Annotated in this window: 21 protein-coding genes and 1 pseudogene; 14 read left to right on the plus strand and 8 right to left on the minus strand. The window is 61.5% G+C overall.

Translation table 11 applies throughout. The annotated features are described in order from the left end of the window. The first annotated feature begins 18 nt into the window (after positions 1–18). Positions 19–465 (plus strand): transglycosylase SLT domain-containing protein, encoded by a 447-nt coding sequence (locus EOD29_RS25935; protein WP_206520497.1) that lies wholly within the window; start codon positions 19–21, stop codon positions 463–465. Next, positions 462–1,415 carry a LysR family transcriptional regulator gene (locus tag EOD29_RS25940; protein WP_127248324.1) on the plus strand — a complete coding sequence of 318 codons (954 nt, stop codon included), beginning with the start codon at positions 462–464 and terminating at the stop codon, positions 1,413–1,415. The genes EOD29_RS25935 and EOD29_RS25940 overlap by 4 nt, the downstream gene beginning before the upstream one ends. Before the next feature lie 590 nt (positions 1,416–2,005). Here EOD29_RS25940 and EOD29_RS25945 read toward each other — a convergent pair. From EOD29_RS25945 to EOD29_RS25960, 4 genes are all read right to left on the minus strand, one after another. After that, positions 2,006–5,197 carry an efflux RND transporter permease subunit gene (locus tag EOD29_RS25945; protein ID WP_127248325.1) on the minus strand — a complete coding sequence of 1,064 codons (3,192 nt, stop codon included), beginning with the start codon at positions 5,195–5,197 and terminating at the stop codon, positions 2,006–2,008. Further along, positions 5,194–6,204 carry an efflux RND transporter periplasmic adaptor subunit gene (locus EOD29_RS25950; protein ID WP_127248326.1) on the minus strand — a complete coding sequence of 337 codons (1,011 nt, stop codon included), beginning with the start codon at positions 6,202–6,204 and terminating at the stop codon, positions 5,194–5,196. The genes EOD29_RS25945 and EOD29_RS25950 overlap by 4 nt, the downstream gene beginning before the upstream one ends. 84 nt (positions 6,205–6,288) lie before the next feature. Beyond that, on the minus strand, positions 6,289–6,492 hold the full coding sequence (locus tag EOD29_RS25955) for a DUF2892 domain-containing protein (RefSeq protein WP_127248327.1): 204 nt from the start codon (positions 6,490–6,492) through the stop codon (positions 6,289–6,291). Positions 6,493–6,521: 29 nt separating this feature from the next. After that, positions 6,522–7,814, minus strand: a complete 1,293-nt coding sequence (locus tag EOD29_RS25960) for an FAD/NAD(P)-binding oxidoreductase (RefSeq protein ID WP_127248328.1) — start codon at positions 7,812–7,814, stop codon at positions 6,522–6,524. 125 nt (positions 7,815–7,939) lie between these two features. Here EOD29_RS25960 and EOD29_RS25965 point away from each other — a divergent pair, with 125 nt between their 5' ends. Both EOD29_RS25965 and EOD29_RS25970 read left to right on the plus strand, forming a co-directional pair. After that, a complete protein-coding gene (locus tag EOD29_RS25965) occupies positions 7,940–8,281 on the plus strand; it encodes a metalloregulator ArsR/SmtB family transcription factor (RefSeq protein WP_245475429.1) in 342 nt (113 codons plus the stop codon). Positions 8,282–8,514: 233 nt separating this feature from the next. After that, on the plus strand, positions 8,515–8,919 hold the full coding sequence (locus tag EOD29_RS25970; protein WP_127248329.1) for a host attachment protein: 405 nt from the start codon (positions 8,515–8,517) through the stop codon (positions 8,917–8,919). A 179-nt stretch (positions 8,920–9,098) separates the two neighbouring features. Here the strand turns inward: EOD29_RS25970 and EOD29_RS37275 are convergent, their stop codons facing one another. The 4 genes from EOD29_RS37275 to EOD29_RS25990 all read right to left on the minus strand — a co-directional run bounded on the left by EOD29_RS37275 (position 9,099) and on the right by EOD29_RS25990 (position 11,819). Beyond that, positions 9,099–9,800 (minus strand): plastocyanin/azurin family copper-binding protein, encoded by a 702-nt coding sequence (locus tag EOD29_RS37275; RefSeq protein ID WP_245475430.1) that lies wholly within the window; start codon positions 9,798–9,800, stop codon positions 9,099–9,101. Positions 9,801–9,889: 89 nt separating this feature from the next. Next, positions 9,890–10,105: a hypothetical protein gene (locus EOD29_RS25980; RefSeq protein ID WP_127248330.1), complete on the minus strand. Its 216-nt coding sequence runs from the start codon at positions 10,103–10,105 to the stop codon at positions 9,890–9,892. A 248-nt stretch (positions 10,106–10,353) separates the two neighbouring features. Next, positions 10,354–11,046 carry a universal stress protein gene (locus tag EOD29_RS25985; protein WP_245475443.1) on the minus strand — a complete coding sequence of 231 codons (693 nt, stop codon included), beginning with the start codon at positions 11,044–11,046 and terminating at the stop codon, positions 10,354–10,356. Positions 11,047–11,285: 239 nt separating this feature from the next. Beyond that, complete coding sequence (locus EOD29_RS25990) at positions 11,286–11,819, minus strand: flavin reductase family protein (protein ID WP_127248382.1); 534 nt, start codon at positions 11,817–11,819, stop codon at positions 11,286–11,288. A 192-nt stretch (positions 11,820–12,011) separates the two neighbouring features. Between EOD29_RS25990 and EOD29_RS36085 the strand changes: the two genes are divergently transcribed. From EOD29_RS36085 to EOD29_RS26040, 10 genes and pseudogenes are all read left to right on the plus strand, one after another. Continuing rightward, positions 12,012–12,179, plus strand: coding sequence for a hypothetical protein (locus EOD29_RS36085; protein WP_164763840.1), 168 nt, complete (start codon positions 12,012–12,014; stop codon positions 12,177–12,179). A 19-nt stretch (positions 12,180–12,198) separates the two neighbouring features. Further along, positions 12,199–12,582: a phasin family protein gene (locus EOD29_RS25995; RefSeq protein ID WP_245475431.1), complete on the plus strand. Its 384-nt coding sequence runs from the start codon at positions 12,199–12,201 to the stop codon at positions 12,580–12,582. A 735-nt stretch (positions 12,583–13,317) separates the two neighbouring features. Then, a complete protein-coding gene (locus EOD29_RS26005) occupies positions 13,318–13,650 on the plus strand; it encodes a cytochrome c (protein ID WP_127248332.1) in 333 nt (110 codons plus the stop codon). Between the two features lie 146 nt (positions 13,651–13,796). Then, positions 13,797–15,053, plus strand: coding sequence for a Do family serine endopeptidase (locus tag EOD29_RS26010; protein WP_164763841.1), 1,257 nt, complete (start codon positions 13,797–13,799; stop codon positions 15,051–15,053). A gap of 128 nt (positions 15,054–15,181) precedes the next feature. Next, complete coding sequence (locus tag EOD29_RS26015) at positions 15,182–15,892, plus strand: Bax inhibitor-1/YccA family protein (protein WP_127248334.1); 711 nt, start codon at positions 15,182–15,184, stop codon at positions 15,890–15,892. Between the two features lie 28 nt (positions 15,893–15,920). Next, positions 15,921–16,346 (plus strand): DUF3775 domain-containing protein, encoded by a 426-nt coding sequence (locus EOD29_RS26020; RefSeq protein WP_127248335.1) that lies wholly within the window; start codon positions 15,921–15,923, stop codon positions 16,344–16,346. A gap of 71 nt (positions 16,347–16,417) precedes the next feature. Further along, positions 16,418–17,245, plus strand: a complete 828-nt coding sequence (locus EOD29_RS26025) for a universal stress protein (protein WP_127248336.1) — start codon at positions 16,418–16,420, stop codon at positions 17,243–17,245. A gap of 124 nt (positions 17,246–17,369) precedes the next feature. Continuing rightward, the gene (locus EOD29_RS26030) at positions 17,370–18,128 is read left to right on the plus strand and encodes a universal stress protein (RefSeq protein WP_245475432.1); all 759 of its coding nucleotides are present in this window, start codon (positions 17,370–17,372) and stop codon (positions 18,126–18,128) included. 10 nt (positions 18,129–18,138) lie between these two features. Continuing rightward, positions 18,139–19,747: pseudogene (locus EOD29_RS26035) on the plus strand (MBL fold metallo-hydrolase). Continuing rightward, positions 19,748–22,360 (plus strand): cation-translocating P-type ATPase, encoded by a 2,613-nt coding sequence (locus EOD29_RS26040; RefSeq protein ID WP_245475433.1) that lies wholly within the window; start codon positions 19,748–19,750, stop codon positions 22,358–22,360. Positions 22,361–22,385: the final 25 nt, after the last annotated feature.

The raw sequence follows: 22,385 nt of genomic DNA on the forward strand, positions 1-22,385 counted from the left end.
CGTCAGCCGACGGGCAAAATGAGAACGCACGCGTCTCGCGCGATCTGGCGTCCGGCGCTTATTCTGCTTGGCGGGCTACACGTCAATTGCATCCTTCCCGCCAATGCGCCGGCGCAGAGCTCGCCGGTCGCCACACTGACGGCGCGCGGTCGCTACGATACCCACATCGCGGAAGCGGCGAAGCGCTTCCGCCTTCCGCCAACCTGGATCCGCGCCGTTCTTGGCGCCGAGAGCGCAGGCGATCAACGCGCCACTTCGCGCAAGGGAGCGATGGGCCTGATGCAGATTGTGCCCGAAACCTGGTCCGACCTGCGCGTCCGATACCAGCTCGGCAGTGATCCCTACGACCCGCACGACAATATCATCGCCGGCTCGGCCTATACCGTCCGCGCGAAGAAGTCCGAACCATTTGGCGCGAAACAGACCTTGCCCATGCCGATAATCCGCAAGGCGCAGGCTGCATGACCGGCGACGGCAACGCCCTTCGGTTGCTGGCCTATGCTTTTGCAGCGGCGGATTACGGCAGCCTGCGGCGGGCGGCAAGAGCCCTGAGGGTCCGGGAATCCTCTGTTAGTCGCAATGTTCTCAAACTCGAACAGCATTTAGACATGCAACTGTTCGAGCGCGATTTTCGCGGGGTTCGGTTGACCGAGGCTGGAGGGGCGTGGATCGACGTTGTGCGCGCTCACTACGATGGTCTGCTCGACGCCTTCATCCAGTGTGCCCGAGGCTACAAGGATGCAAGGACGCTCCGCATCGGATTGTGCTGGGTGACAGGAGGGGAATTTCTCAGGCGGCTCATTGATCGTTTTAGCAGCCGATACCCCGAGGTGAACCTCTCCATCGAAGATATTCCAGCCGGGCAGTGCCTGGCTGCCATACGTCGGCGTCGACTTGACATTGCCTTTACCCACGACCTCGGCCAGATGACGTCCTGCTGCAGCGAGGTATTCTGGCAGGAGCCCCTTTTCGTACTCCTTTCGTCGCGCCATCCCCTTGTCGACAAGCCGGCGGTCGCGTGGTCCGACCTCGCGGATATGTGCCTGTTGATTTCAGCCGGACAGGAGGGGCCACGGCTTGATCTACGACTGCTGGAACGTATTGCGGCGGCTGGTGGGCCGGTCCTCCAGGCGTCTTCGGCGGACCTGGCGACGATCATTCTCAAGGTTCAACTCGGCCAAGGAGTAACTTTTGCAGAGGAGAGCTATGCCCGCACCATCACCGTCGATTCGGCGAAGTGGATGCCCCTTGAAGGCCACAACAGTGTCAGCTCGATCAGGGCTGTCTGGCTCGATTCCAATCCAAAGCGTTCTGTCCTCCGGTTAGTCGGGCTCGCCAAGAACATGGCGAAGAGAGCCGCGGATCGGAAAGGCGAAACGCGCATGAGCGTTGCTGCAGGAGCGATGCGCGGCTAGCTGAGCGGAGCTTCCGGTGCAGCCAGAACGGATACTTTGTCTAGTTGTTTCAGAAGGGCGAACTTGGCGGACAGTGTGCTTGATGGTGACCTTCGCTTCCCGCAACAGCGCCGCGATGGCATCGCCCGTGTTGCGGTTAAAGTCCTCATCGGCCGTGATCAGCTAGAACTGAAAGTCCGCGTGGCCTGTCTCCTCAAGCAGCCGGTTGGCCTTGGCGATGTCGCGTGCGACAGGGGTGCGGACCTGGACACCACTTCGCGGCCAAACCCGAACGGTTCGGTGGTATCATCGGCAAGCTGCATGATGAGAATGTGGTCGTCGGCGCTGGTACCGTGCCCGCCAGGAGCAATTCTGCTCAATTGCAGCTGTTAAAAGTGGCATGACTGGCTTTCTTTGCGAAATGTGACGGATTATCGGGCCAAACATGTCAAAACCGTGCGCAACTATCTCAGCGACCTCTGTCCCTCGTGAACTAAGGGAAGGCCGATAAACGTTCGATATCCGACTCTCAACCTGGCAAGCACCATCTGCGTTCGCGCAACTGATCAAGTAAACCTTTCGAATGCGGCGAGGGCCGTAAAAATGGCATGTCAGGTTCGCAGCGCCACATAAATCGCCGGGATGACCAGCACCGTCAGCAGCGTCGACGAGGCGAGGCCGAACAGCAACGAGATAGCCAGCCCCTGGAAGATAGGGTCGGTCAGGATCACCGCCGCGCCGATCATCGCCGCGAGCGCGGTGAGCAGGATCGGCTTGAAGCGGATCGCGCCGGCCTTGAGCAGCACGCCGACGAGCGGTTCGTCGGGCCCTCTGGCGTGTCGGATGAAATCCACCAGCAGGATAGAGTTGCGCACGATGATGCCGGCGAGCGCGATGAAGCCGATCATCGAGGTGGCCGTGAAGGGCGCGGCGAAGGCCCAGTGGCCGAGCATGATGCCGATCAGCGTCAGCGGGATCGGGGTCAGGATGACCAGCGGCAGCTTGAACGATCCGAACTGCGCCACGACCAGGATGTAGATGCCGAGGATAGCCACCATGAAGGCGGCGCCCATGTCGCGGAACGTCACCCAGGTCACCTCCCACTCGCCGTCCCACAACAGGGTGGGCTTGGATTCGTCGTCCGGCTGGCCGTGCAGCGCGATGGCCGGCTTTGGGACGTTGCCCCAGTCCGCCTTGGCGATCGCATCGTCCACGGCGAGCATGCCATAGACCGGCGCTTCGAACGCGCCGGCCAGTTCGCCCATCACCATCTCGGCCGGGCGCCCGTTGTGGCGGAAGATCGGGTAGGAGGCCGCCTCCCGGCTCACCCGCACGACGTCGCCAAGCTCGACAACGTCGCGCGCGCCGGGCAGCGCGTTTGCGGCCACCGGCGTTGCCAAGGCACGCTGGTCGACCACGCCATTTGTCTTGGACAAGGCGATGCGGATCGGGATCGGCAGGCGTCCGCCGCCTCGGTGCGAGTAGCCGACAGTGGTCCCGCCGTAGAGATAGCTCAGCGTGTCGTACACGTCCGCCTGCTCAACCTTGTAATATTCCAGGTTGTCCTGGTCGATCGAAAGCCGGAGCCGTTCCGGCTGGTTGTGGAAGCTGTCGTCGACGTCGACGATGAACGGGACGCTGGCGAAGGTCTCGCGCACCTTGGCCGCGACCGCGCGACGGGTCTCGGCATCCGGGCCGTAGATTTCGGCCAGCAGCGTGCCGAGCACCGGCGGCCCCGGCGGCGGCTCGACCACCTTCAGCACCGTGCCCGCAGGCATCGCCATTCCTTTCAAGCGATCGCGCAAGTCGAGCGCAACGGCATGGCTGGCGCGGCTGCGCTCGCCCTTGGGAAGCAGGTTGACTGCGATGTCGCCCTGTTCGGGGCTCGATCGCAGGTAGTAGTGGCGCACCAGGCCGTTGAAGTTGAAAGGCGCGGCGGCGCCTGCGTAGGTCTGGAACGAAACCACTTCCGGCACCGAGGCCAGCCGGTTCACGGCTGCCTGCAGCAGCCGGTCGGTCTCCTCTACCGACGAGCCCTTGGGCAGGTCCGCCACAATCTGGAGTTCGGTCTTGTTGTCGAAGGGCAGAAGCTTGACCGTCACCTGCTTGGTGTAGATCAGCGCCATGGACCCAATCGTGGCGATGCCGACGGCCAAAAGGAAGGCCCACGCCCGGAACCGCGACTTCAAGATCGGCCGCGCCACCGCGACATAGATGCGTCCCAGCACGCCGCCATGCGCGCTGCCGGCGTGGCCATGCGCGCCGGCTTGATCCTTGCCGCCGAGCTTCATCATCAGCCAGGGTGTTAGCATCACCGCGACGAAGAAGGAGAACAGCATCGCCGCCGATGCATTGGCCGGAATCGGGCTCATATAGGGACCCATGAGGCCGGAGACGAACAGCATGGGAAGCAGCGCCGCCACCACGGTCAGCGTCGCCACGATGGTGGGATTGCCGACCTCGGCGACCGCGTCGATCGCCGCCTGGGTGCGCGAACGTCCATCGTCCATCGCCCAGTGGCGCGCGATGTTCTCGATGATCACGATTGCATCGTCGACGAGGATGCCGATGGAGAAGATCAGCGCGAACAGGCTGACGCGGTTCAGCGTGTAGCCCATGATGCGCGATGCGAACATGGTCAGCAGGATCGTCGTGGGTATCACCACGGCCACCACCAGAGCTTCCCGCCAGCCGATGGCGACGGCGACCAAGAGCACGATGGAGACGGTCGCCAGACCGAGATGGAAGAGCAGTTCGTTGGCCTTCTCATTGGCCGTTTCGCCATAGTTGCGCGTCACGGCCATCTCGACGTCCTTGGGGAAGATCTGCCCGCGCACCTGGTCGAGGCGCTTGACGATCGTATCGGCGATGACGACCGCGTTGGTGCCCGGCCGCTTCGCGATCGCCACCGACACGGCCGGCGCGCGCTCGAGACCTTTGTCGGACTTGACGACGTCGGTGACGCGGTTTTCCGCCGGCGACGTCGCCAGCACGACGCTGGCGACGTCGCGGATATAGACCGGCCGGCCGTCACGAGCGGTCAGCAAAAGGTTGCCGATGTCGGACAAAGCCTGCAGCGTCTGGCCGGCCACCAGCACCCGCTGATTGCCCTGGTCGCGCACCGTGCCGATCTGGAAGGAACGGTTGGCGCCGGCGATCTTGCCCGTCAGCTGCTGCAGCGTGATGCCATAGAGCGAGAGCTTTTCCGGATCCGGCTCGACCTGGATCTCTTCCGGCTGCTCCCCGACTATGTAGGTGAGGCCGATATCGGGAAGCTTCGCGACCTCGACCTGCAGCTCATGCGCAAGACGCGTCAGGTCCGCAGAGGAGTAGCGCGTCGCTGCCTCTCGCGCCGGCGTCAGTGTCACCACCACGATAGCGACATCATCGATGCCGCGCCCGACGATCAGCGGCTCCGGGATCCCAACCGGGATGCGATCCATGTTGGCGCGGACCTTGTCGTGGACGCGCAGGATCGCGGCGTCCGAGCTGGTGCCGACCTTGAAGCGCGCGGTCACCAGCGCGCCGTCATCCATCGTCTGCGAGTAGACGTGCTCCACGCCGTCAATGCCCTTGATGATCGTCTCCAGCGGCTCGGTCACGAGTTTGACGGCATCCTCGGCCTTCAGGCCGTTGGCGGACACGTGGATGTCGACCATGGGAACGGAGATCTGCGGCTCCTCCTCGCGCGGCAACGTGACCAGGGCCACGAGCCCGAGCGCCAGCGCGGCCAGCAGGAACAGAGGCGTCAGCGGCGATGCGATGAAGGAACGGGTAAGCCAGCCGGCGATGCCGAGTTTCATGGCAGGACGACCTTGTCGCCATCGGCAAGACCGCTCAGGATCTCGACGCGAGGCTGGCCGGCGTCCTGGAATTCCCCGCCTAGCACGACCGCGACCTCTAGTGGGCCGTCCGCCGTCTCGACGGTGACGTAGTCTATGCCGTGCACGGTCCTGAGTGCCTCCGGCGGAACGCCCAGCATGGTCCGTTTCGCAACCGGTATGGAAACGAGCGTGCGCTCATTGACGAAATAGGTCCCGATATCGGCGACTTCGACGTCGGCAATCACGCGGCCACTCTCGATCTCGGGGTAGACCTTGGCAATCCGTCCCTCGCTGGCCTTGACGAAGCCAGCATTGGTACCCGTGCCGCGTTCACCGATGTCGACGCGGGCGCCTTCCGTTATTTCGACGGCGTGCCGTTCCGGCAAGGACAGTCGCAGATAGTATTGGCCCGACGCCACCCGTGCGACAGGTTCGCCCGCCATGACCACCGAGCCGGCGGCCACCGGTACCGTCAGCACCCGGCCGTCGGCCGGAGCCAGGATATCGCCTTCCCTGGTGCTTTGCTCGATGACCGCCTTCTCGGCAATCGCAGCCGCCAGCTGGTTCGTGACGACATCGAACTGCGTCTTCGCGGCGTCGACCCGGCTTTGGGCGGCGGCACCCTTGGCGAGCAGGTCCTGCGCGCGCTGCAGATCGGTGCGGGCGCTGTCGAGTTGCGAATTCAGTGCCGCGATCTTGGCGTCGGCGGCTCTGAGCTGCAAGGCGAGCTTGTCGTCGACGACGGTGGCGATCACGTCGCCTTTGCTTACCTCAGCGCCCTCCGAGACGCGGACGAACGCGACGGTTCCCGAAATCCTCGCCCTGGCCGGCAGGATCGTGCGGCTCTCCACCTGTCCATACACAGCCTTCATCTCGGTGACGGCCGCGGCCTTGACCGTGAAATCGGCGGCGCGCGCATCGACCGCGACAAGGCCGGCGGCGCCGATCAGAACAATGTTCGCGAGGGCCGATCGTATTGTTCTCATTATGCTTGTCTCGCCGATTGAAATGGGTCGGGAGGCGACTGGGCCGCCTCCCGGCTAGCGGCCAATTGCTCGATGACGTGCCGTTTATTTGAACGCCACGCCCGGCTTGCAGCCGAGCTTTTTGAAGACCATCGCCGCCGGGCAGAAGCCCGTGACCGAGGCCTGCACCATGTTGAGCCCGGCGAATGCGGTCAGCAGGAACCAGTAGGGCGAATAGTAGATGCCGAGCGCGAGCGATATCAGCACCATGAAGCCCGCGAACATGAGAACTGCCCTGTCTATCGTCATGATCCATTTTCTCCTGGATATCGCCGTGCCTATTCGGCCGGCTCGATGTGGATGGCCTTGAGTTTCTTGATGCCGAGAACGTCGAGCGCCAGCCCCTCATAGAAGGTCTCGCTCTTCCCCTGCCGCACCTTGTGGAGGAAGTATTTCTCGAACCCGACCTTCGCCGCGTGAACCCACTTGCCCTGCGAGGACCAGTTGACGTTGCGGGGAGGGATCTGCGGCTGCGCGACAAAGGCTATGCCTTCATCGCCGAAATCGGCGAGGCAGACCGCATTCCATGTCGCGACAGCCCTCGGCTCCTCGCCGCGCAGAAGCGCGCCGATGTTCTCGGCGGTGGCCGTGACCATGGATTCGATCATGAAGCCCGTCTTCGGCACGCCCACGGGAAGCGGTGTCTTGCCGACCGGCGGAATAGCAACGCAGACGCCGATCGCGAAGACGTTCGGATAGGTCTGGTTGCGCTGATGCTTGTCGATGGTGACGAAGCCGCGTGGATTGACCATGCCCTCGACACCCATCACCGCCGGCACGCCGCGGAAAGCCGGCAGCATCATCGAGAAGGCGAAGGGAAGGTCATGCTTGGCCTTGGTCGTCCCATCGTCGTTGACTTCTTCGACATGCATCACGCCGGCGTCGACCGAAGCCACCTTGGCGTTGGTGACCCACTTGATGTGGCGATCGCGCATGGCGCTCTCGAGCAGGCCCTTGGTGTCGCCGACTCCGTCGAGGCCGAGATGGCCGATATAGGGCTCCGGCGTGACGAAGGTCATCGGCACGCGGTCGCGCACCCTGGCCTTGCGCAGCGCGGTGTCGAGGATGAAGGCGAATTCATAGGCCGGGCCGTAGCAGGATGCGCCCTGGACCGCGCCCACGACTATCGGGCCGGGCTTGCGGACCAATTCGTCGAACCTCGCCCGCGCGGCGACGGCATGATCGATGTGGCAAATGGATTGGGTATGGCCGGCAGGTCCGAGACCCGGCACCTCATCGAAGGCAAGGTCGGGGCCGGTCGCGATGATCAGATAGTCGTAGTCGACGAAGGAGCCGTCGTTGAGCTCGATCCGGTTTTCCTTCGGATGCACCTTCTTCGCGCCTTCGGGGCGCAGAGCGATGCCGCGCCGCTTGAAGGTATTCGCCAGATCGACGGTGACGTCGTCGCGCTCCCGCCATCCGACGGCCACCCAGGGATTGGAGGGCACAAAGGAATAGGACGTGCCGAGCGTGACGACGCTCAATCGGTCGTCGCTGCGCAGCTTGTCGCGCATTTCGTATGCCATGATGGTGCCGCCGAGACCTGCTCCGAGGACGACGATGTGTGACATGATGATCCTCCCGGTATTTGATCTTTCGCAGCATTCTGCGCTGGAGAGCCCGCGCTCTGCGTTGATCAGGCTCAATTTCCAAACGGGCCGGCGCGGTTGTAGGGTGTGGCTTCGACGGAGCCCGGATGGCGAGCTTGCATCTAACATTCAAAGATTATAAATTCAAGAGTATGAATGTAAGAGATATGATCCCGGCCTCGGACAAGGCGGCGGAATTGCTTCGGAGCCTGTCGCACCCGCAGCGATTGCTGGTGCTATGCGCACTCGGCAATCAGGAGCGCTCCGTGGCTCAACTGAGGGAACTACTGGACATCGACCAGGTGCCGATGTCTCAACAGCTGATGCGGCTGAGGGCCGACGGGCTGGTCGAGGCTCGCCGCGAAGGGACGACGGTTCACTACCGTATCACCCGCCCGGAGGTGTTGACTGTCATCGAGGCGCTCCATTCCGCCTTCTGCCCGACTTAGAGCGTTTCACGTTTCACGGAAACGGTGAAACGCTCTAAGTCTTTGTTTTTACGCGATTCCGGACGGAAAACTGCTCACACTTTTCCTGGAATTGCTCTAGCCGGTCATTGCATGGCCTTGCCCGGCATTGATCAAGGTCAAAGCGATGCGAGGCGATCCGGGCTTACCTGCCTGGCAACAGAAGTGATCGGGCGGCGCCAGAGTGCTCGGCTGATCCCACATCGGAGGAACACATGATCCTGAATAACGGCACCCTCGTCGCGGTTACGGATGGCGAGAGCTTGCGGCTGTTTCACAACAAGGGGCACGAACCTCGTCTCGACCTGATCGAAGTCGAGGATTCGGTCCTTGAAGTGGCCCACGCCGGATCCGGCGGCAGGCATCGCAGTTCAACCGCCAATCCGGACGAGTCCCGGCTGGGCGAGGACGACTTCGCCGCATCCATCGCGAGCTATCTCAATCACAAGGCTCGCGAGAAAGCCTGCGAGCATATACTGGTGATCGCCGATCCGCGCACGCTCGGTGAGATGCGGAGGCACTATCAGCCGTCATTGAGCGCCAAACTCGTCGGCGAAATCGGCAAGGACTTCGTCAAGCATTCGGTGATGTCGATCAAAAGCGCCATAGAAACCGCCTGACCCTATCCACTCGCCTTGATTGGCGTAGGCACGTCCAACCACTGGAAGGCTTGCGGCGGCAGGCTCGTTAGGCCGCGCACGGACGCGATACCCATTGCGATGACGTTCTCACAGCTCGCGACCTGCACTTGGCTGGGCGAGCACGCCGCGGGTCATCGCCGGGCGTGCTCGGTGTCGTCTTACTGAACCTTGATGGTGGCCCACATGCCGTTCATGAAATGATCGGGGATGTTGCAGAAGACCGCGTAGAAGCCCGGCTTCAGGTCGAGCGTCAGCGAACCCGACTTGCCCGGATCGAGTTCCGAGACCTCGCCCAGATGGCCGGCCGCATCCTCATCGACACGGTTCTCGTTCGAAATATATGGCAGCGTTGTCTTTTTTGGGTCTACCACGGGCACGACAATCATTTCATGGACCGTGGCCTGGGAGGTGTTGGTCACATCGAAGGTCACCTTGCCAGCCGGCACGACCTTCTTGTCGACCTGAATCTTCATCATTGCCATGCTCATATTCGCCGGCATGCCCATTCCCATCTTGGCGTCGGCGTTCATGTCGCCGTTCTTGTCCCATAATTTCACGTTGACCGTGGAATCCGCGAACGCCGGCGCCGCAACGGCCAGCGTGGTCAACGCAAGTCCAATTTTCAAAAACTGCATCGAAAGTGCTCCTATCCGCCGTCCGGCGACCACAAAGGCGGGCTGCTTGGAAGATGATTGGTCGCGAGCGCTGTCTAGCAAGCACAGCCTGACAACCCGCTGACGACCTCGCTGCCGGCCCGAACGCCCGGTCGGTTGGCGATCGACATCACAGTCGACAATGTTTACGCGGCCGAGACAGCCGCCCGGGAGATCGGCAGCGTCCCGAGTGATCGCTGGCGGCATCAAGACAGGTCAGGGACGCAACAACCTTGATCCTCGTCAAGTTGGACAGGATGCAACCAAACCGTCAGGACCACCCGGCAGTGGGAAATTCACCAGAGAGAAAAATGCGAACCCAGGAACACGAGGACCTGGCCGGTGATCAAGGGAATCCTCAGCAGGGGACCGTCCTCCCCGTTGTCCTGCACCGGCTGCCCGAGCACGCAAGGATGAGCCTTCAGCACATCTCTCCAGATGGTTGGAAAGTCCGATCCCTTGCTTCTTTCAGCATTGCAGGTGTCGACAAGCCTCGCGACGGCATTTCTCATTGAGCGGCGTTACCTTTAGCGCCTGGTTGCGCCACATATGAAGGATTTCGACGCGAAGAATTTGATTTCGGTCAATGCGTCGAAAAGAGTCCATTGCAGCGGCCCCGCGCATTCCCTTAGTGGTAGCGATGCTTCACTGCGGCCATGCGATCAGGCGGGCGATTTCCTCACTCCTCGCGCTGCGGATCACCATGCTCTATCCGACGGCTGCCGCCGTCATCATGCAGGTGTGCCCTTAGGCAGCGGCGTCAGCTCGACATCAGCCGATTGAGCCACACCTCGTCCAGCAACGAGCGGGTAACGCCGCCGAAAACCCACTCCCTCAACCGGCTATGCCCATAGGCGCCCGACACGATCAGCTCGGCATTCACCGAGGCGAAGAAATCGACGAGGCGATTGCCTTCATCATCGGTCGTCTTGATGATCTCTGTGCGCGGCTTGATGCCGTGACCGGCCAGGAAGCTCGCCACGTCCTTGACGCTGTCCCTGATCCAGTCGTCGGGATGGCGATCGACCGCCACGATCGTGACCTCGCTCGCCATAGTCATGAGCGGCGCAGCGTCAGCAACCGCACGTCTAGCTTCACGGGTGTCCTTCCAGGCCACCACGATCTTGCGTGCCGGCAGATCCGTCGCGCCATGGGCGGCGACCAGGACCGGCCGACCGGCGCGCAGCACCAGCGAGCCTGGATCGGCCGTGCGATAAGAGTCGCCCGTAGATGCGCCTTGGGAAGCGCTGGTGACGACGATATCGGCCATGCGGGCTCTCCGGGCCACGGCACGATCCGGATTTTCGATCTCTCCGTGCCAGCCTGTCTCGACCGCTCCCGCCACGAGATTGCCGAACTCGCCGCTCAGGTCGGCGAGGCGGCGTCGGATTTCATCCCTTGACTGTTCCCAAATCTCGGCGGCGACCGCCGCACCCTCGGGCGCCATGGTCACCGGCAACGGAGCATCCGCCGCGCAGAATCCGATCAAACGGGCGTCAAAGCGCTTGGCTAAGCTTACACCTATCCGTGTAAGCGGTTCGATCGGCCCATCAATATTGAGGTTTAGAAGGATTGACTTGTAACCCATCGCACGCGCCTTCGGTTCGATCTTTCTTCGATGAGCGGAACCCTACTTCGAGGACGCACTCGTGCCTTGATGCAGATCAAAATCGCCTCTGCGCGCGCAACGCTTCATGGCATCCGCGATTCGAAATGGATTACCTCACCATCGACGACGAAGGTGCCGTAGCCGACATGATGGATGGTTTTCGGCTTTGGCTGACCTGGATCAACCCAGGCTTTGAGGACTTCCAGCACGAACATATTGTACTTGTTGACCAGCCTGGTATCGACCACGCGGCATTCGAGGTTGGCGAAGCACTCAGCCACAAGTGGCGCCGACACCCGTTCGGCGGGAAGCGGCGTCAACCATGCCGTTGCGAACTTGTCGGTATCCCTGCCGGAGCAATTGCCGACCTTCACGACCTTCTCGGCAAGGCCGACTTCAGGTATCGCAATCACGCACTCCTTCGTTTGACGCAAGGCGAAGAACGAGCGGTCATTGCTTGACACGACGCAGGCAATCGTCGGCGGCGCGACCGCCACCATCGTGTGCCACGACATGGTCATGACATTCGAGCGGCCTTGCTCGGATCGGGTCGAGAGCAGAACGACGGGACCAGGTTCGATAAGGCGATAGACTTCGGCAAGCGGCAATTCCCTCATATCCATCTCTCGCTTGGCATCCGCAACAGGCTTGTCGATTTCGACCTTGTCGCGGCCATTGCCTTCCTTCGCCTTGATCACGATCAAAACCCGAAATGCGGGACCGAATGGCGATAAGCCCGATTGATCACGATCAATGCCAACTTAAGCTCGGCCAGCCATGTTTGATCAGGTTGAACAAGGAATCCACCTATGTCCGCTGAAGATATCCTCCTCTGGGGCGCTGTGCTCAGCCTCGGCTTTCTTGCCGGAGTTGCGATCTATTTCGAGCTGGCATCGTTCAAGAGAAGCAGGCGCTCGCCCGCCAGCCATGGCTTCGAACGCCGCTCCCGCTTCCATCAGCTCGAAGACGAAATTTGAAACAAGGAGGGAAACCACCTTGACCAGGAACCCGGAAGAGTTTCGTGCGCCCCAGCTGCTGCCTTTCGCCCAGACCGGCCAAAAATTCTTGCGCGCGACGGCCGCGATGCAAGCACACTCGGTCCGCGCCCTGCTGCGCTACCAGATCGAAGGCCTATCCTTCCTTAAGCGGCGGTTCGAGGATGACCTCAGACTTGTTGAGGAGTTGACTGGCGGTGATGGATTCGTCGATGCGTTCGACATATTCGTGAACTTCATCCAGAACGCTACGTCCGACTATGCGAATGAGGCTGGCAAATTCGCATCCATCGGCGCCAGACTTGCTTCGGAGACAGCCGACCAGGTCCGCAAGGATGGGGAAACAACTATCGACGACATGGCCGCGGCCACGCTTGCGACCTGAAATGTTGTGGCCGAGGAAGAGAGGGGAAACCAGTCGCCAGTCGAACCTCAGCTCGGAGAATCGGCGCCGGGGCGAGGGATTCGACAGCGCCACCAAGACCTGAGCGCGGTGAGGTTGTGAACGCAACCGATTCCTCGGTGTTGCCACCCCCAGACGAAGAAGCCGGGAACATCTATCGCGATCCGATCTCATGGCTTGGAATGCCGATTCGACCCGCATGCCTTACCGCATGCAGTCGCAACGACAACTCTATCTGGGCAATGACCTTATCGAAGGGCGCCTTTGCGTTGCCGGCAGGCCTTTCATGTGGAAGACATCAGGGTCCCGGTGTTCTAAGACGGACCATGTCGCGCCATGGCGTTCGGTATTCAAGTTGATCCATCTCCTCGACACCGACATCGACTTCGTCCTGACCAGCGGCGGGGCATCGTTTCCGAGCCTGGGCACCCGGGCCGTTCCTATAGAAAGCTCAGTTGCAGCCATGCGGATATTCGTCCGGATCCAGACGATTGGGCGAAAGAGGCGACCATAGAACATGGCTCCTGATGGACAGTCTGGATCGACTGGTTGATAGCCATTCGAGTGCTGAGGTTGCGCTCGGCCGGGTCGCCGCCGCCTCAGGCAACTCGAAGACAGTTTGCACGGCACCCGGCGCGTGTGCTCGAACGACAGGACGGTTTCGCCAGTTTGAGCCAAGTCAAGGTCCGGCGCTCATTCGTCGCGTATTCGGAGGCCATGAAACGCCTGGCGCTATCAAAAATGGTCGTGGTTATAGCCATTTTCCCTGGCGGGCCATTCGCATGGGCGCAAGACAATCTGCAGATTGCCCATGGCAGGAAGCTCGTGGAAGCAAACTGCGCCCGTTGCCACGCAACAGGACCGACCGGCAAAAGTTCGCATCCGGACGCACCGCCTTTTCGACTGTTGCACCGGCGCTATCCGATCGAGGATCTGGAAGAGGCGTTGGCGGAAGGGATATCGACGGGTCACCCGGACATGCCGGAATTTGTCGCTGATCCTCAGCAGATCGAGGCCATTGTCGCCTACATCAGGAGCCTAAGCCGATGACGAGGGGTCAGCGGTCGGCCGGCGAGGAGCCCAAAACTCTTCGCGCAGTGCTGGTGCTTGCAGCTATCTGTGTCCTGTACACAAACTCGGTTGTCTGGGCGGCCGACCCATCTCGCGTTGGCAATGAGATACCATCGCTGGCTCCAATGCTTGAACGCGTCGTTCCCAGTGTCGTCAGCATTGCCATCCAAGGGAGGGGCACCGCTGAATCCGATCCGATGTTGTCCGACCCCTTCCTGCGAAAGTTCTTCGGGCTTCCTGAGCAACCCACGGCAAACGAACGCTCGTTCCAGGTGGCCGGTTCAGGCGTGATCGTCGACGCAAAAAGCGGGTATGTGTTGACCAACAGTCATCTGCTTGAAAATGCCGACGAGATCACGGTGACCTTGCTGGACCACCGATCGTTTCCGGCCAAGGTGATCGGCATGGATCAGCCGAGCGATGTGGCGGTTGTTCAGATAAAGGCCGACAGGCTCACTTCGCTGCCGCTGGGAGACTCAAGCGAGCTCAGGGTCGGCGACTACGTTGCCGCCGTCGGAAATCCCTATGGTCTGAGCCAGACCGTCACCATAGGCATTGTCAGCGCATTGGGGCGATCGGGCCTTGGTTCCGACGGTCTGGAGAATTTCATCCAGACCGATGCGTCGATCAATCCCGGCAATTCGGGAGGTGCCCTCGTGAACCTCCGGGGCGAGCTGGTGGGTATCAACAGCGCCATTTTCGGACCGGCCGGCAGCAATGTCGGGATAGGCTTTGCGATTCCATCCAATATGGCAAAGGACGCGGTGCGGGAGTTGATCGCCCACGGAAAGATCAGGCGCGGGGAGCTCGGCATGCTGATACAGGACTTCACGCCGTTGCTGGCCCAGGCCTTCAAGTTGAAGATTTCTGCGGGCGCGCTCGTCAGCCGGGTCATGACCGGATCTGCGGCAAGCAGCGCCGGCATCCTTGCTGGCGATGTCGTCGTTGCCGTGGACGGTCGGGCAATACGCAGCGACGTTGACCTTCGAACAGCGCTTGGACTGCTCGGTGCTGGCGCAAAGGCCACGCTCACGATCGACCGGCACAACAAGCTCCTCGAGTTGCCGGTGGAGCTGCAGGAAGCAAACACAGTTAGCACGGCGCAGGTCAAAGGCGAGGGGTTGCTTGCCGGGGTAGCACTGGCCGATATCTCGCCCGATTCTGCGGCTTATGGCCAAGCGGACGGCGCGGAGATCCTGGCTGTCGACTCCGAGAGCGACGCTGCGAGGGCAGGGTTGATCGCCGGCGATTTCATCGTGAGCGTCGATCAGCAACCGGTGCACTCCGCCACGCAGGTGGCGCGACAGGCAAACCGGTTCGAGAAGCTGCTGCTGCTCGGGATCTTCCATGCCGGCGGTATCCAGTACGTCGTCATTCCGTGAGCCGCAGGTCCGCCCTAGCACATTCGCGACATGCATTCTGCTGGGGCAATATGTCGGCTTGATCCGCATCAATCCCATCCGGCTGGGGCTGTGGCATGCTTGGCGGTAAGCGCTGACGGAGCAGCCAAATGTTCAGTGACGCCCGAAGCCCGGATATTCTCGGCTACCCGCCCCAAGACGTCGATCCAGCCCTGCGAGCTTACATGCTTCGGGTCTACGATCTCATGGCAGGTGGACTGGGAGTCAGCGGGGTCACAAGCTATCTGGCGATCTCGACGGATCTCTATCACGAGCTCGCAGCGACGCCGTTTATCTGGCTGATCGTGCTGGCACCGCTTGGAGTGGTCTTTTTCCTCAGTATCCGTATCGGCACGATGAGGCCCGCGGCCGCGCAGCTGGCTTTCTGGATCTATGCTGTTCTCATGGGACTATCTCTTTCGGGCGTGTTCCTTGCCTATTCCGATGTGGCTATCGCGAAGGCCTTCCTCGCCGCCGCGGGCACTTTCAGCGCCACCAGTCTCTACGGATACGCAACCGCGCGCGATCTGACGCGTCTCGGTTCGTTTCTGTTCATGGGCTTGGTCGGCTTCATCCTGGCTGGTTTCATCAGTCTGCTCTTTGCGTCATCCATCTTGGAGACGGCAATATCGCTTGTGGGGGTGATCTTGTTCGCGGCCTTGACTGCCTATGACACGCAGCGGATCGAATCCGTCTATTTGGAGCGTGCCCAAAGCGAGGCGATTTCTAACAAGGCGCTGATTGGGGCGCTGACGCTATACCTCGATTTCATCAATCTGTTCCTGATGATGCTGCGATTCACCCGGGACCGACGCGAATAATGCTGGCGAGCTACGGAGGAAATGTCCGATGAGACGCGGAGTGGGAAGTGACGATATCGAGGCACCTGAACTGACGATCCCCGTCGCGAAAGTCTGCTTCATTATCGCCAAGGCACATGGGTTCGACGTCAAGGTGGCCGTCACCGAGCCGGACACGGGATCGAATCCGACGGACGACAATGAAATTGCTGTGCTTCAGGATCATGATGACGACCCCGTGCGCGAAGAACTGGGGTCGCTGATCTCGGAGCTCTCCGTCGATGAGCAGATCGATCTCGTCGCCTTGACGTGGCTTGGCAGGGACGACGGCCAGACTGTCGATTGGGACGAGGTTCGCCAGCAGGCCGCCTATGCTCACAACCGACACACGGCCGACTATCTCTGCGGCAATCCGCTTCTCGGCGATCATCTCGAGGCGGGCCTCGATGCCATCGGACTGTCATGCTCCGGCTGAAGAAGTTGACGTGCATCAAAGCACGGGGCTCTGTCCCATGCTGAGCTACCGGTCTCTCATGGAGTCCGGATATGATCTACACCACGATACTGGTTCAGCTCGATATTGATGCTCCGGCCACCCCACGCCTGCTTTTTGCACAGCAGATCGCGAAGAAATTCGAGGCGGATCTCATCGCGGTGGCCGCTGCCGAACCCTCCACTCTGGTCTCGCCTAGCGAATCCTCCCCGTTGGTGGCAGAGGTTCTGCGTTACCGAACCCACGAAATCGAGGAGCGCATCAAGAAGCTCAAGGAGGAGTTCCTCAACGTCGTCGGCAACGACGAGCGCGCGTCATGGCGCGCGGAACTCAATGATCCTACGCGCGCCGTTGCCCTGCACGCGCGCGCGGCCGATCTGGTGATTACCGGCGCTCCGACTGCGGCTGCCGCCGGCGACTACCAAAGAACCATAAACCCTGGCGCGTTGGTGTTGTCCACGGGCAGACCTGTTCTGTTTGCGGCCGACGGCCTTGCAGCCTTCAAGGGCGAGAGGGCGATGGTCGCCTGGAAGGATTGCCGCGAATCGCGGCGGGCAGTGGTTGATGCGATGCCCTTCCTGCGCAATGCCAAGGAAGTGACCGTTTTCAACGCGGCTGAGGACGGAACGGTCGTCGCCAGGGATGGCGCGGCGGACGTAGTGCGCTTCTTGATGAAGCATGGCGTCAAGGCGAGATCCCAGCTGCTTGAGGGCGGAGGGATCTCGGTCGGCGACTCGATCATCGTCGAGGCCGATCGCATCGGGGCCGATCTCATCGTGGCCGGCGGTTATGGCCATAGCCGGTTCCGCGAATGGGCATTTGGCGGCGCGACGCGATCCTTGCTCAGCTCGGGCTCGTTCCACAGGCTGCTGTCGAACTGAAAGGCTGCGGCAGTCTACGTCCCTGCACCTTGAAGGAGATAACTCCATGCAACTGTTAACATCCGTGCTCCTGCCGACTTATCCGGACCCGCCGGGGTCGAAGGTTGCTTCGAACGCGGTGGCCGTGGCCAACCAACTCGGCGCCACCCTGGATGCGGCGGTCATCAACGTCGACATTCCGGATGTCTCGAACGCATTGTCCAGCTTGTTGCTCGACCTCCCCGCGAAGATCCGCGAGGCCAACGCGGCCAGCAGGAATCGGGGCAAGGCCCTGCTGGAGACAGTCGCGGCCGAAGCTGCGCGATGCAAAGTGACCTTGACGAGCCAGGAGTTGAAAGCCCAGCCCGCCTTCATGCGCGAAACGGCCGCCAGGGAAGGGCGGTATTTTGACCTCTGCATGGTCGGATGGACGCGCAATATCGAGTCAATCCGCGCGACCGCGGAGGAGGTAGTGTTCAGCTCCGGCCGGCCGACTTTGATTTTTCCGGGTGACGAAGATGTCGGTGCGCTCGATCATGTTGTGATCGCCTGGGACGGCAGCCGCGTGGCTGCAAGGGCCGTGGCCGACGCCAGGCCGTTCCTGGAGCGGGCATCGACGATATCGATCATCACGGTGACGGATGAGAAGGCGCTGCCGCGCGAAGATACCGGCGATAGGCTGGCGCATGGCCTCGCGGCGCGGGGTCTCCGGGCCAGGTCGGAGTCGATCCACGCCGGGGACAATGAAATCGGCGCCGCGCTCGAGGACCATGCCATAAGGATCAATGGCAGCCTCCTCGTCATGGGCGGATGGAGCCATTCCCGGCTTCGAGACTTTGTGCTTGGTGGGGCTACGGAAGGCATCCTGGCGGATCTGCGCTTGCCGGTCTTGATGTCGCATTAGGTGTACGATCGTGGATCGCGATCAGCATCCCGTCTTGCGCTTCCATGGCGCGACGCGTTGCGTGACAGGGTCATGTTACGAAATTGAAACGCCACATTGGCGCCTCCTGATCGATTGCGGCTTGTTTCAGGGTTCGAAATCCGAAAGGGAACTGAACTACGGCGCATTCCCATTTTCGCCGGATGCGATCGACGCGGTCATCCTGACCCACGCGCATATCGATCACAGCGGTCTGCTGCCCAAGCTGGTCAAGCTAGGCTTTCTCGGACCGATCTACGCGACGGCCGCCACGATCGATCTTTGCTCCGTCATGTTGCCGGACGCCGCGCATATCCAGGAAACGGAGGTGGACTATCTCAATCGCCGCAACGCCCAGCGCGGCAGGCCGCTGGTTGAACCGATCTACCGTCAGGAAGATGCGGCCGCATGCATGCATCTGTTTCGGGCTGCGGAGTATGGCGACTGGACGACCGCAGCCCAAGGTCTCCGCTTCCGCTTCTGGAACGCAGGCCATCTGCTCGGCTCCTCGTCAGTCGAGCTGGAAATTGATGGAGGTGGGCGCTCGCCGATCCGCATCGTGTTTTCGGGCGACATAGGTCCGGGGCACAAACTGCTCCAGACCGACCCGCAGGGTCCTTCCGCGGTCGACTATCTCGTCTGCGAAGCGACTTATGGCAGCCGGGATCGCCCCGACGTTTCGCCTGACCGGCGACGCTGGATGCTCGGCGACGTCGTGCGCGGCGCCGCACGGGCGAACGGTCCCTTGATCATTCCGTCCTTCGCCGTCGAGCGGACGCAGGAATTGCTGGTTGACCTTCATCTGCTCATGCAAGCCGGCGAGGTTCCCAGAGCCCCAATATTCGTCGATTCGCCGTTGGCCACGCGCGCAAGCGCCATATTCCAGAGACATGCCAATGAAATCGAGAACGGCGACGTCTTGCGTCAGGCTTTGATTTCCGCCGAATTGCGGTTCACCGATACCGTGGAGCAAAGCAAGGCGATCAATCGCCTGACAGGCTTCTTCGTGGTGATAGCGGCAAGCGGCATGTGCGATGCGGGGCGCATACGCCATCATCTCAAGGCCAACCTCTGGCGCAAGAACGCCACCGTCATGATGGCTGGATATCAGGTCCAGGGTTCGCTGGGCAGAATATTGCTTGATGGCGCCCGGCGCGTGCGTATCCAGGGCGGGCGAGGAAATCGAAGTGAGGGCAAACGTTACCCTGTTCGATCTATACTCCGCTCATGCGGATGCAGCCGAGCTCTTGGATTGGATAATGGCTCGCGGCCCCGTCGGGCAATCGCTGTTCCTGACCCACAGCGAAGACGAAGGTCTTGCAGGCCTCGCAGAGCGCCTCAAGGGATCTTTTCCGGGGGACAGGATCATCAAGCCACAGCTTGATGACGCCTTTCGATTGAGCCCGGCGGGCTGCGTGCCAATCGAGATCAACCATGCTCGCAGGCTGAAGCCGGAGAGTGTCGGCCGTCTTGACTGGCACAACGATCTCTCCAAGCTCTTGCTGGACGTGAGCGAGGCCGTCAACTCGGCGGCGGACGAACGCGGTCGAGCCAAGATCATCAGGCAAATGCAGCGAGCACTCACTGCCCGGGGCGATTAGATGCAGCAGTTGATGGGAGCCCCCTGTATCGAGAAAACGCAAAGTGGGGCCGGCGATTCGGAGATTGGAGAACGCCTGCGCGGCCTCAGCGAAACCGAGGCTCAGGCCAGGCTTCTCGCCGAGGGGCCGAACGAGTTGCCCAGGTCCAGCCGGCGCACGCCATTTAGAATAGCCCTTGAGGTCATTCGCGAACCGATGCTGGCCCTCCTGCTCGGTGGAGGCTTCGTCTATCTGCTTCTGGGCAACCTGGAGGAAGCGCTGATCCTGCTGGCATTTGGCACGATGTCGATCGGCATAACCATCATCCAGGAGACGCGCACCGAGCGCGTCCTTGAAGCATTGCGTGACCTCACCAGTCCTCGCGCCCTGGTCATACGTGCTGGTGAACGCAAGCGGATAGCGGGCCGTGAGGTCGTTCGGGGAGATCTCGTCGTGCTCGGCGAAGGTGACCGGGTCCCTGCCGACGCCAAGCTTCTCCAAAGCCAGGATCTTCAGAGCGACGAATCCCTGCTGACAGGCGAATCCGTACCGGTCCGAAAGATTGCCACCGACGGCGGCTCGCCAACGATCGAGCGTCGGCCAGGCGGTGACGACCTGCCCTTCTTATTCTCGGGTTCGCTGATCGTTCGCGGTTCAGGGATTGGCGAAGTCCTTGCGACTGGGCCACGAAGTGAAATTGGCAAGATCGGATACTCGCTGAGTTCAATGGAGGCAGAGCCGCCGCGATTGCAGGGACAAATGAGGCGCGTCGTACGCATTCTCGCGATGGTCGGCGGTGCAGTCAGCGTCGTCGCGGTCTTGCTTTACGGGCTTCTGCGAGGCGGTTGGCTTGACGCCGTGCTTGCAGGTATCGCGCTCGGCATGTCCATGCTGCCGGAAGAATTTCCCGTAGTGCTCACGATCTTCATGGCCATGGGAGCGTGGCGCATTTCGCAGGCGCGCGTCCTGACCCGCAGGGCCGCCGCGATTGAAACGCTCGGCTCCGCCACGATCCTTTGCACCGACAAGACAGGAACCCTTACAGAGAACCGGATGACCATCGCCGAACTGCGGTCGGCGGACGGAAGGCGGTTGCGGCTGGCCGACCATCCGGAGACCGACCTGCCGGCGGCATTCGCCGATATGGTCGAGGCTGGCGTGCTCGCCAGCGCGCGGATCCCTTTCGACCCCATGGAAATCGCATTTCACAAACTCGGCAAGGAACGGCTGCGCAAGCACAGAGTTCTGGACAAGCCGGATTGGGAACTGGTTCACGCATATCCGCTTCGACCCGGCCTGCTGGCAATGTCGAATGATTGGCGGTCGACAGGCGGCGATGGCAATTCGCTGGTTGCGGCAAAAGGTGCGCCAGAAGCGATCGCGACGCTGTGCCATCTGAGTGCCAGAGACCTGATGGTCTTGCAGGGCTTGGTCGAAGCCATGGCGGCCGAGGGGTTACGGGTGCTTGGCGTGGCCCGCGCTTTTCATCGCGGCGCCGACTTGCCGGATACGCAACATGATTTCAACTTCGAATTTCTCGGGCTGGTCGGCCTGATGGATCCGTTGCGCGCACGGGTTCCCGAAGCCGTGGGCGACTGTCGTTCCGCCGGCATCAGGGTGATGATGATCACCGGCGACTACCCGGCAACCGCCAAGGTGATCGCGCGTCAGGCTGGCCTCGATGCCGAAAGCGTGGTGACCGGCAGTCAGATGCAAGCGCTCGGTGACGACGAGCTGGCAATGCGTGTAAAAACCGCAACCGTGTTCGCGCGCATCATGCCCGAACAGAAACTTCGCATCGTGAGCGCGCTGAAGTCGAGCGGTGAAATCGTTGCCATGACCGGCGACGGGGTCAATGATGCCTCGTCCCTCAAGGCAGCAAATATTGGGATTGCCATGGGTGGGCGTGGCACCGACGTTGCGCGCGAGGCGTCTTCGATCGTCCTGCTCGACGACGATTTTGGCTCGATCGTCAAAGCCGTTCGGCTTGGCCGCCGCATCTTCGACAATCTGCGCAAGGCCGTGGGGTTCATCTTCGCGGTCCATGTGCCGATCGCGGGTCTCTCGCTGCTGCCTTTGCTTTTTGGCCTGCCAATCCTGTTCGGGCCGATCCATATCGCCTTTCTGGAGATGGTGATCGATCCCGTCTGCTCACTGGTCTTCGAGGCTGAAAGGGAAGAAGACGATGTCATGCGCCGTCCGCCCCGCAATCCGGATACGCCACTTTTCTCCGGGGCGTTGATCGGGTGGGGACTGATCCAGGGGACGCTCACCTTCGCGCTCCTCGCGGGCATCTACCTTGTCGCCCTGAAGCAGGGCATGGCCGAGAACGAAATCCGGGCGCTGACCTTTTTCTCGCTGGTGCTGAGCATCGTGGGACTGATTTTTGTCAACCGCTCGTTCAGCGCATCCCTTTTGACCGCGCTTAACAGGCCGAACCGGTCGCTGATGATTGTTGTCGTGGCCGTTGCTTCAATGCTGGGCGGCACGCTTCTTTGGCCGTTTGCCACCAGTCTCTTCCGCTTCGGACCGCTGCATCTTAACGATCTGGCGGTAACAATTGCCGCGGGATTTGCCGTGCTGGCAATCCTGGAGTTGCTGAAGCCACTCTGGAGGCAGCAACTGAAGGCCTAGCGCCGATTCAATGAGCCAGTCCACT

Source organism: Mesorhizobium sp. M1A.T.Ca.IN.004.03.1.1 (genome assembly GCF_003997555.1).
In the GTDB taxonomy this organism is placed as follows: Bacteria; Pseudomonadota; Alphaproteobacteria; order Rhizobiales; family Rhizobiaceae; genus Mesorhizobium.

Excerpts from the sequence above, each read along its gene's own strand:
- EOD29_RS25935 (WP_206520497.1), top strand. The coding sequence starts at position 19 with ATGAGAACGCACGCGTCTCGCGCGATCTGGCGTCCGGCGCTTATTCTG.
- EOD29_RS25940 (WP_127248324.1), top strand. The coding sequence starts at position 462 with ATGACCGGCGACGGCAACGCCCTTCGGTTGCTGGCCTATGCTTTTGCA.
- EOD29_RS25945 (WP_127248325.1), bottom strand. The coding sequence starts at position 5,197 with ATGAAACTCGGCATCGCCGGCTGGCTTACCCGTTCCTTCATCGCATCG.
- EOD29_RS25950 (WP_127248326.1), bottom strand. The coding sequence starts at position 6,204 with ATGAGAACAATACGATCGGCCCTCGCGAACATTGTTCTGATCGGCGCC.
- EOD29_RS25955 (WP_127248327.1), bottom strand. The coding sequence starts at position 6,492 with ATGACGATAGACAGGGCAGTTCTCATGTTCGCGGGCTTCATGGTGCTG.
- EOD29_RS25960 (WP_127248328.1), bottom strand. The coding sequence starts at position 7,814 with ATGTCACACATCGTCGTCCTCGGAGCAGGTCTCGGCGGCACCATCATG.
- EOD29_RS25965 (WP_245475429.1), top strand. The coding sequence starts at position 7,940 with ATGGCGAGCTTGCATCTAACATTCAAAGATTATAAATTCAAGAGTATG.
- EOD29_RS25970 (WP_127248329.1), top strand. The coding sequence starts at position 8,515 with ATGATCCTGAATAACGGCACCCTCGTCGCGGTTACGGATGGCGAGAGC.
- EOD29_RS37275 (WP_245475430.1), bottom strand. The coding sequence starts at position 9,800 with ATGCCGCCAGCGATCACTCGGGACGCTGCCGATCTCCCGGGCGGCTGT.
- EOD29_RS25980 (WP_127248330.1), bottom strand. The coding sequence starts at position 10,105 with ATGAGAAATGCCGTCGCGAGGCTTGTCGACACCTGCAATGCTGAAAGA.
- EOD29_RS25990 (WP_127248382.1), bottom strand. The coding sequence starts at position 11,819 with ATGAGGGAATTGCCGCTTGCCGAAGTCTATCGCCTTATCGAACCTGGT.
- EOD29_RS36085 (WP_164763840.1), top strand. The coding sequence starts at position 12,012 with ATGTCCGCTGAAGATATCCTCCTCTGGGGCGCTGTGCTCAGCCTCGGC.
- EOD29_RS26005 (WP_127248332.1), top strand. The coding sequence starts at position 13,318 with ATGAAACGCCTGGCGCTATCAAAAATGGTCGTGGTTATAGCCATTTTC.
- EOD29_RS26010 (WP_164763841.1), top strand. The coding sequence starts at position 13,797 with ATGCTTGAACGCGTCGTTCCCAGTGTCGTCAGCATTGCCATCCAAGGG.
- EOD29_RS26015 (WP_127248334.1), top strand. The coding sequence starts at position 15,182 with ATGTTCAGTGACGCCCGAAGCCCGGATATTCTCGGCTACCCGCCCCAA.
- EOD29_RS26020 (WP_127248335.1), top strand. The coding sequence starts at position 15,921 with ATGAGACGCGGAGTGGGAAGTGACGATATCGAGGCACCTGAACTGACG.
- EOD29_RS26025 (WP_127248336.1), top strand. The coding sequence starts at position 16,418 with ATGATCTACACCACGATACTGGTTCAGCTCGATATTGATGCTCCGGCC.
- EOD29_RS26040 (WP_245475433.1), top strand. The coding sequence starts at position 19,748 with ATGCAGCAGTTGATGGGAGCCCCCTGTATCGAGAAAACGCAAAGTGGG.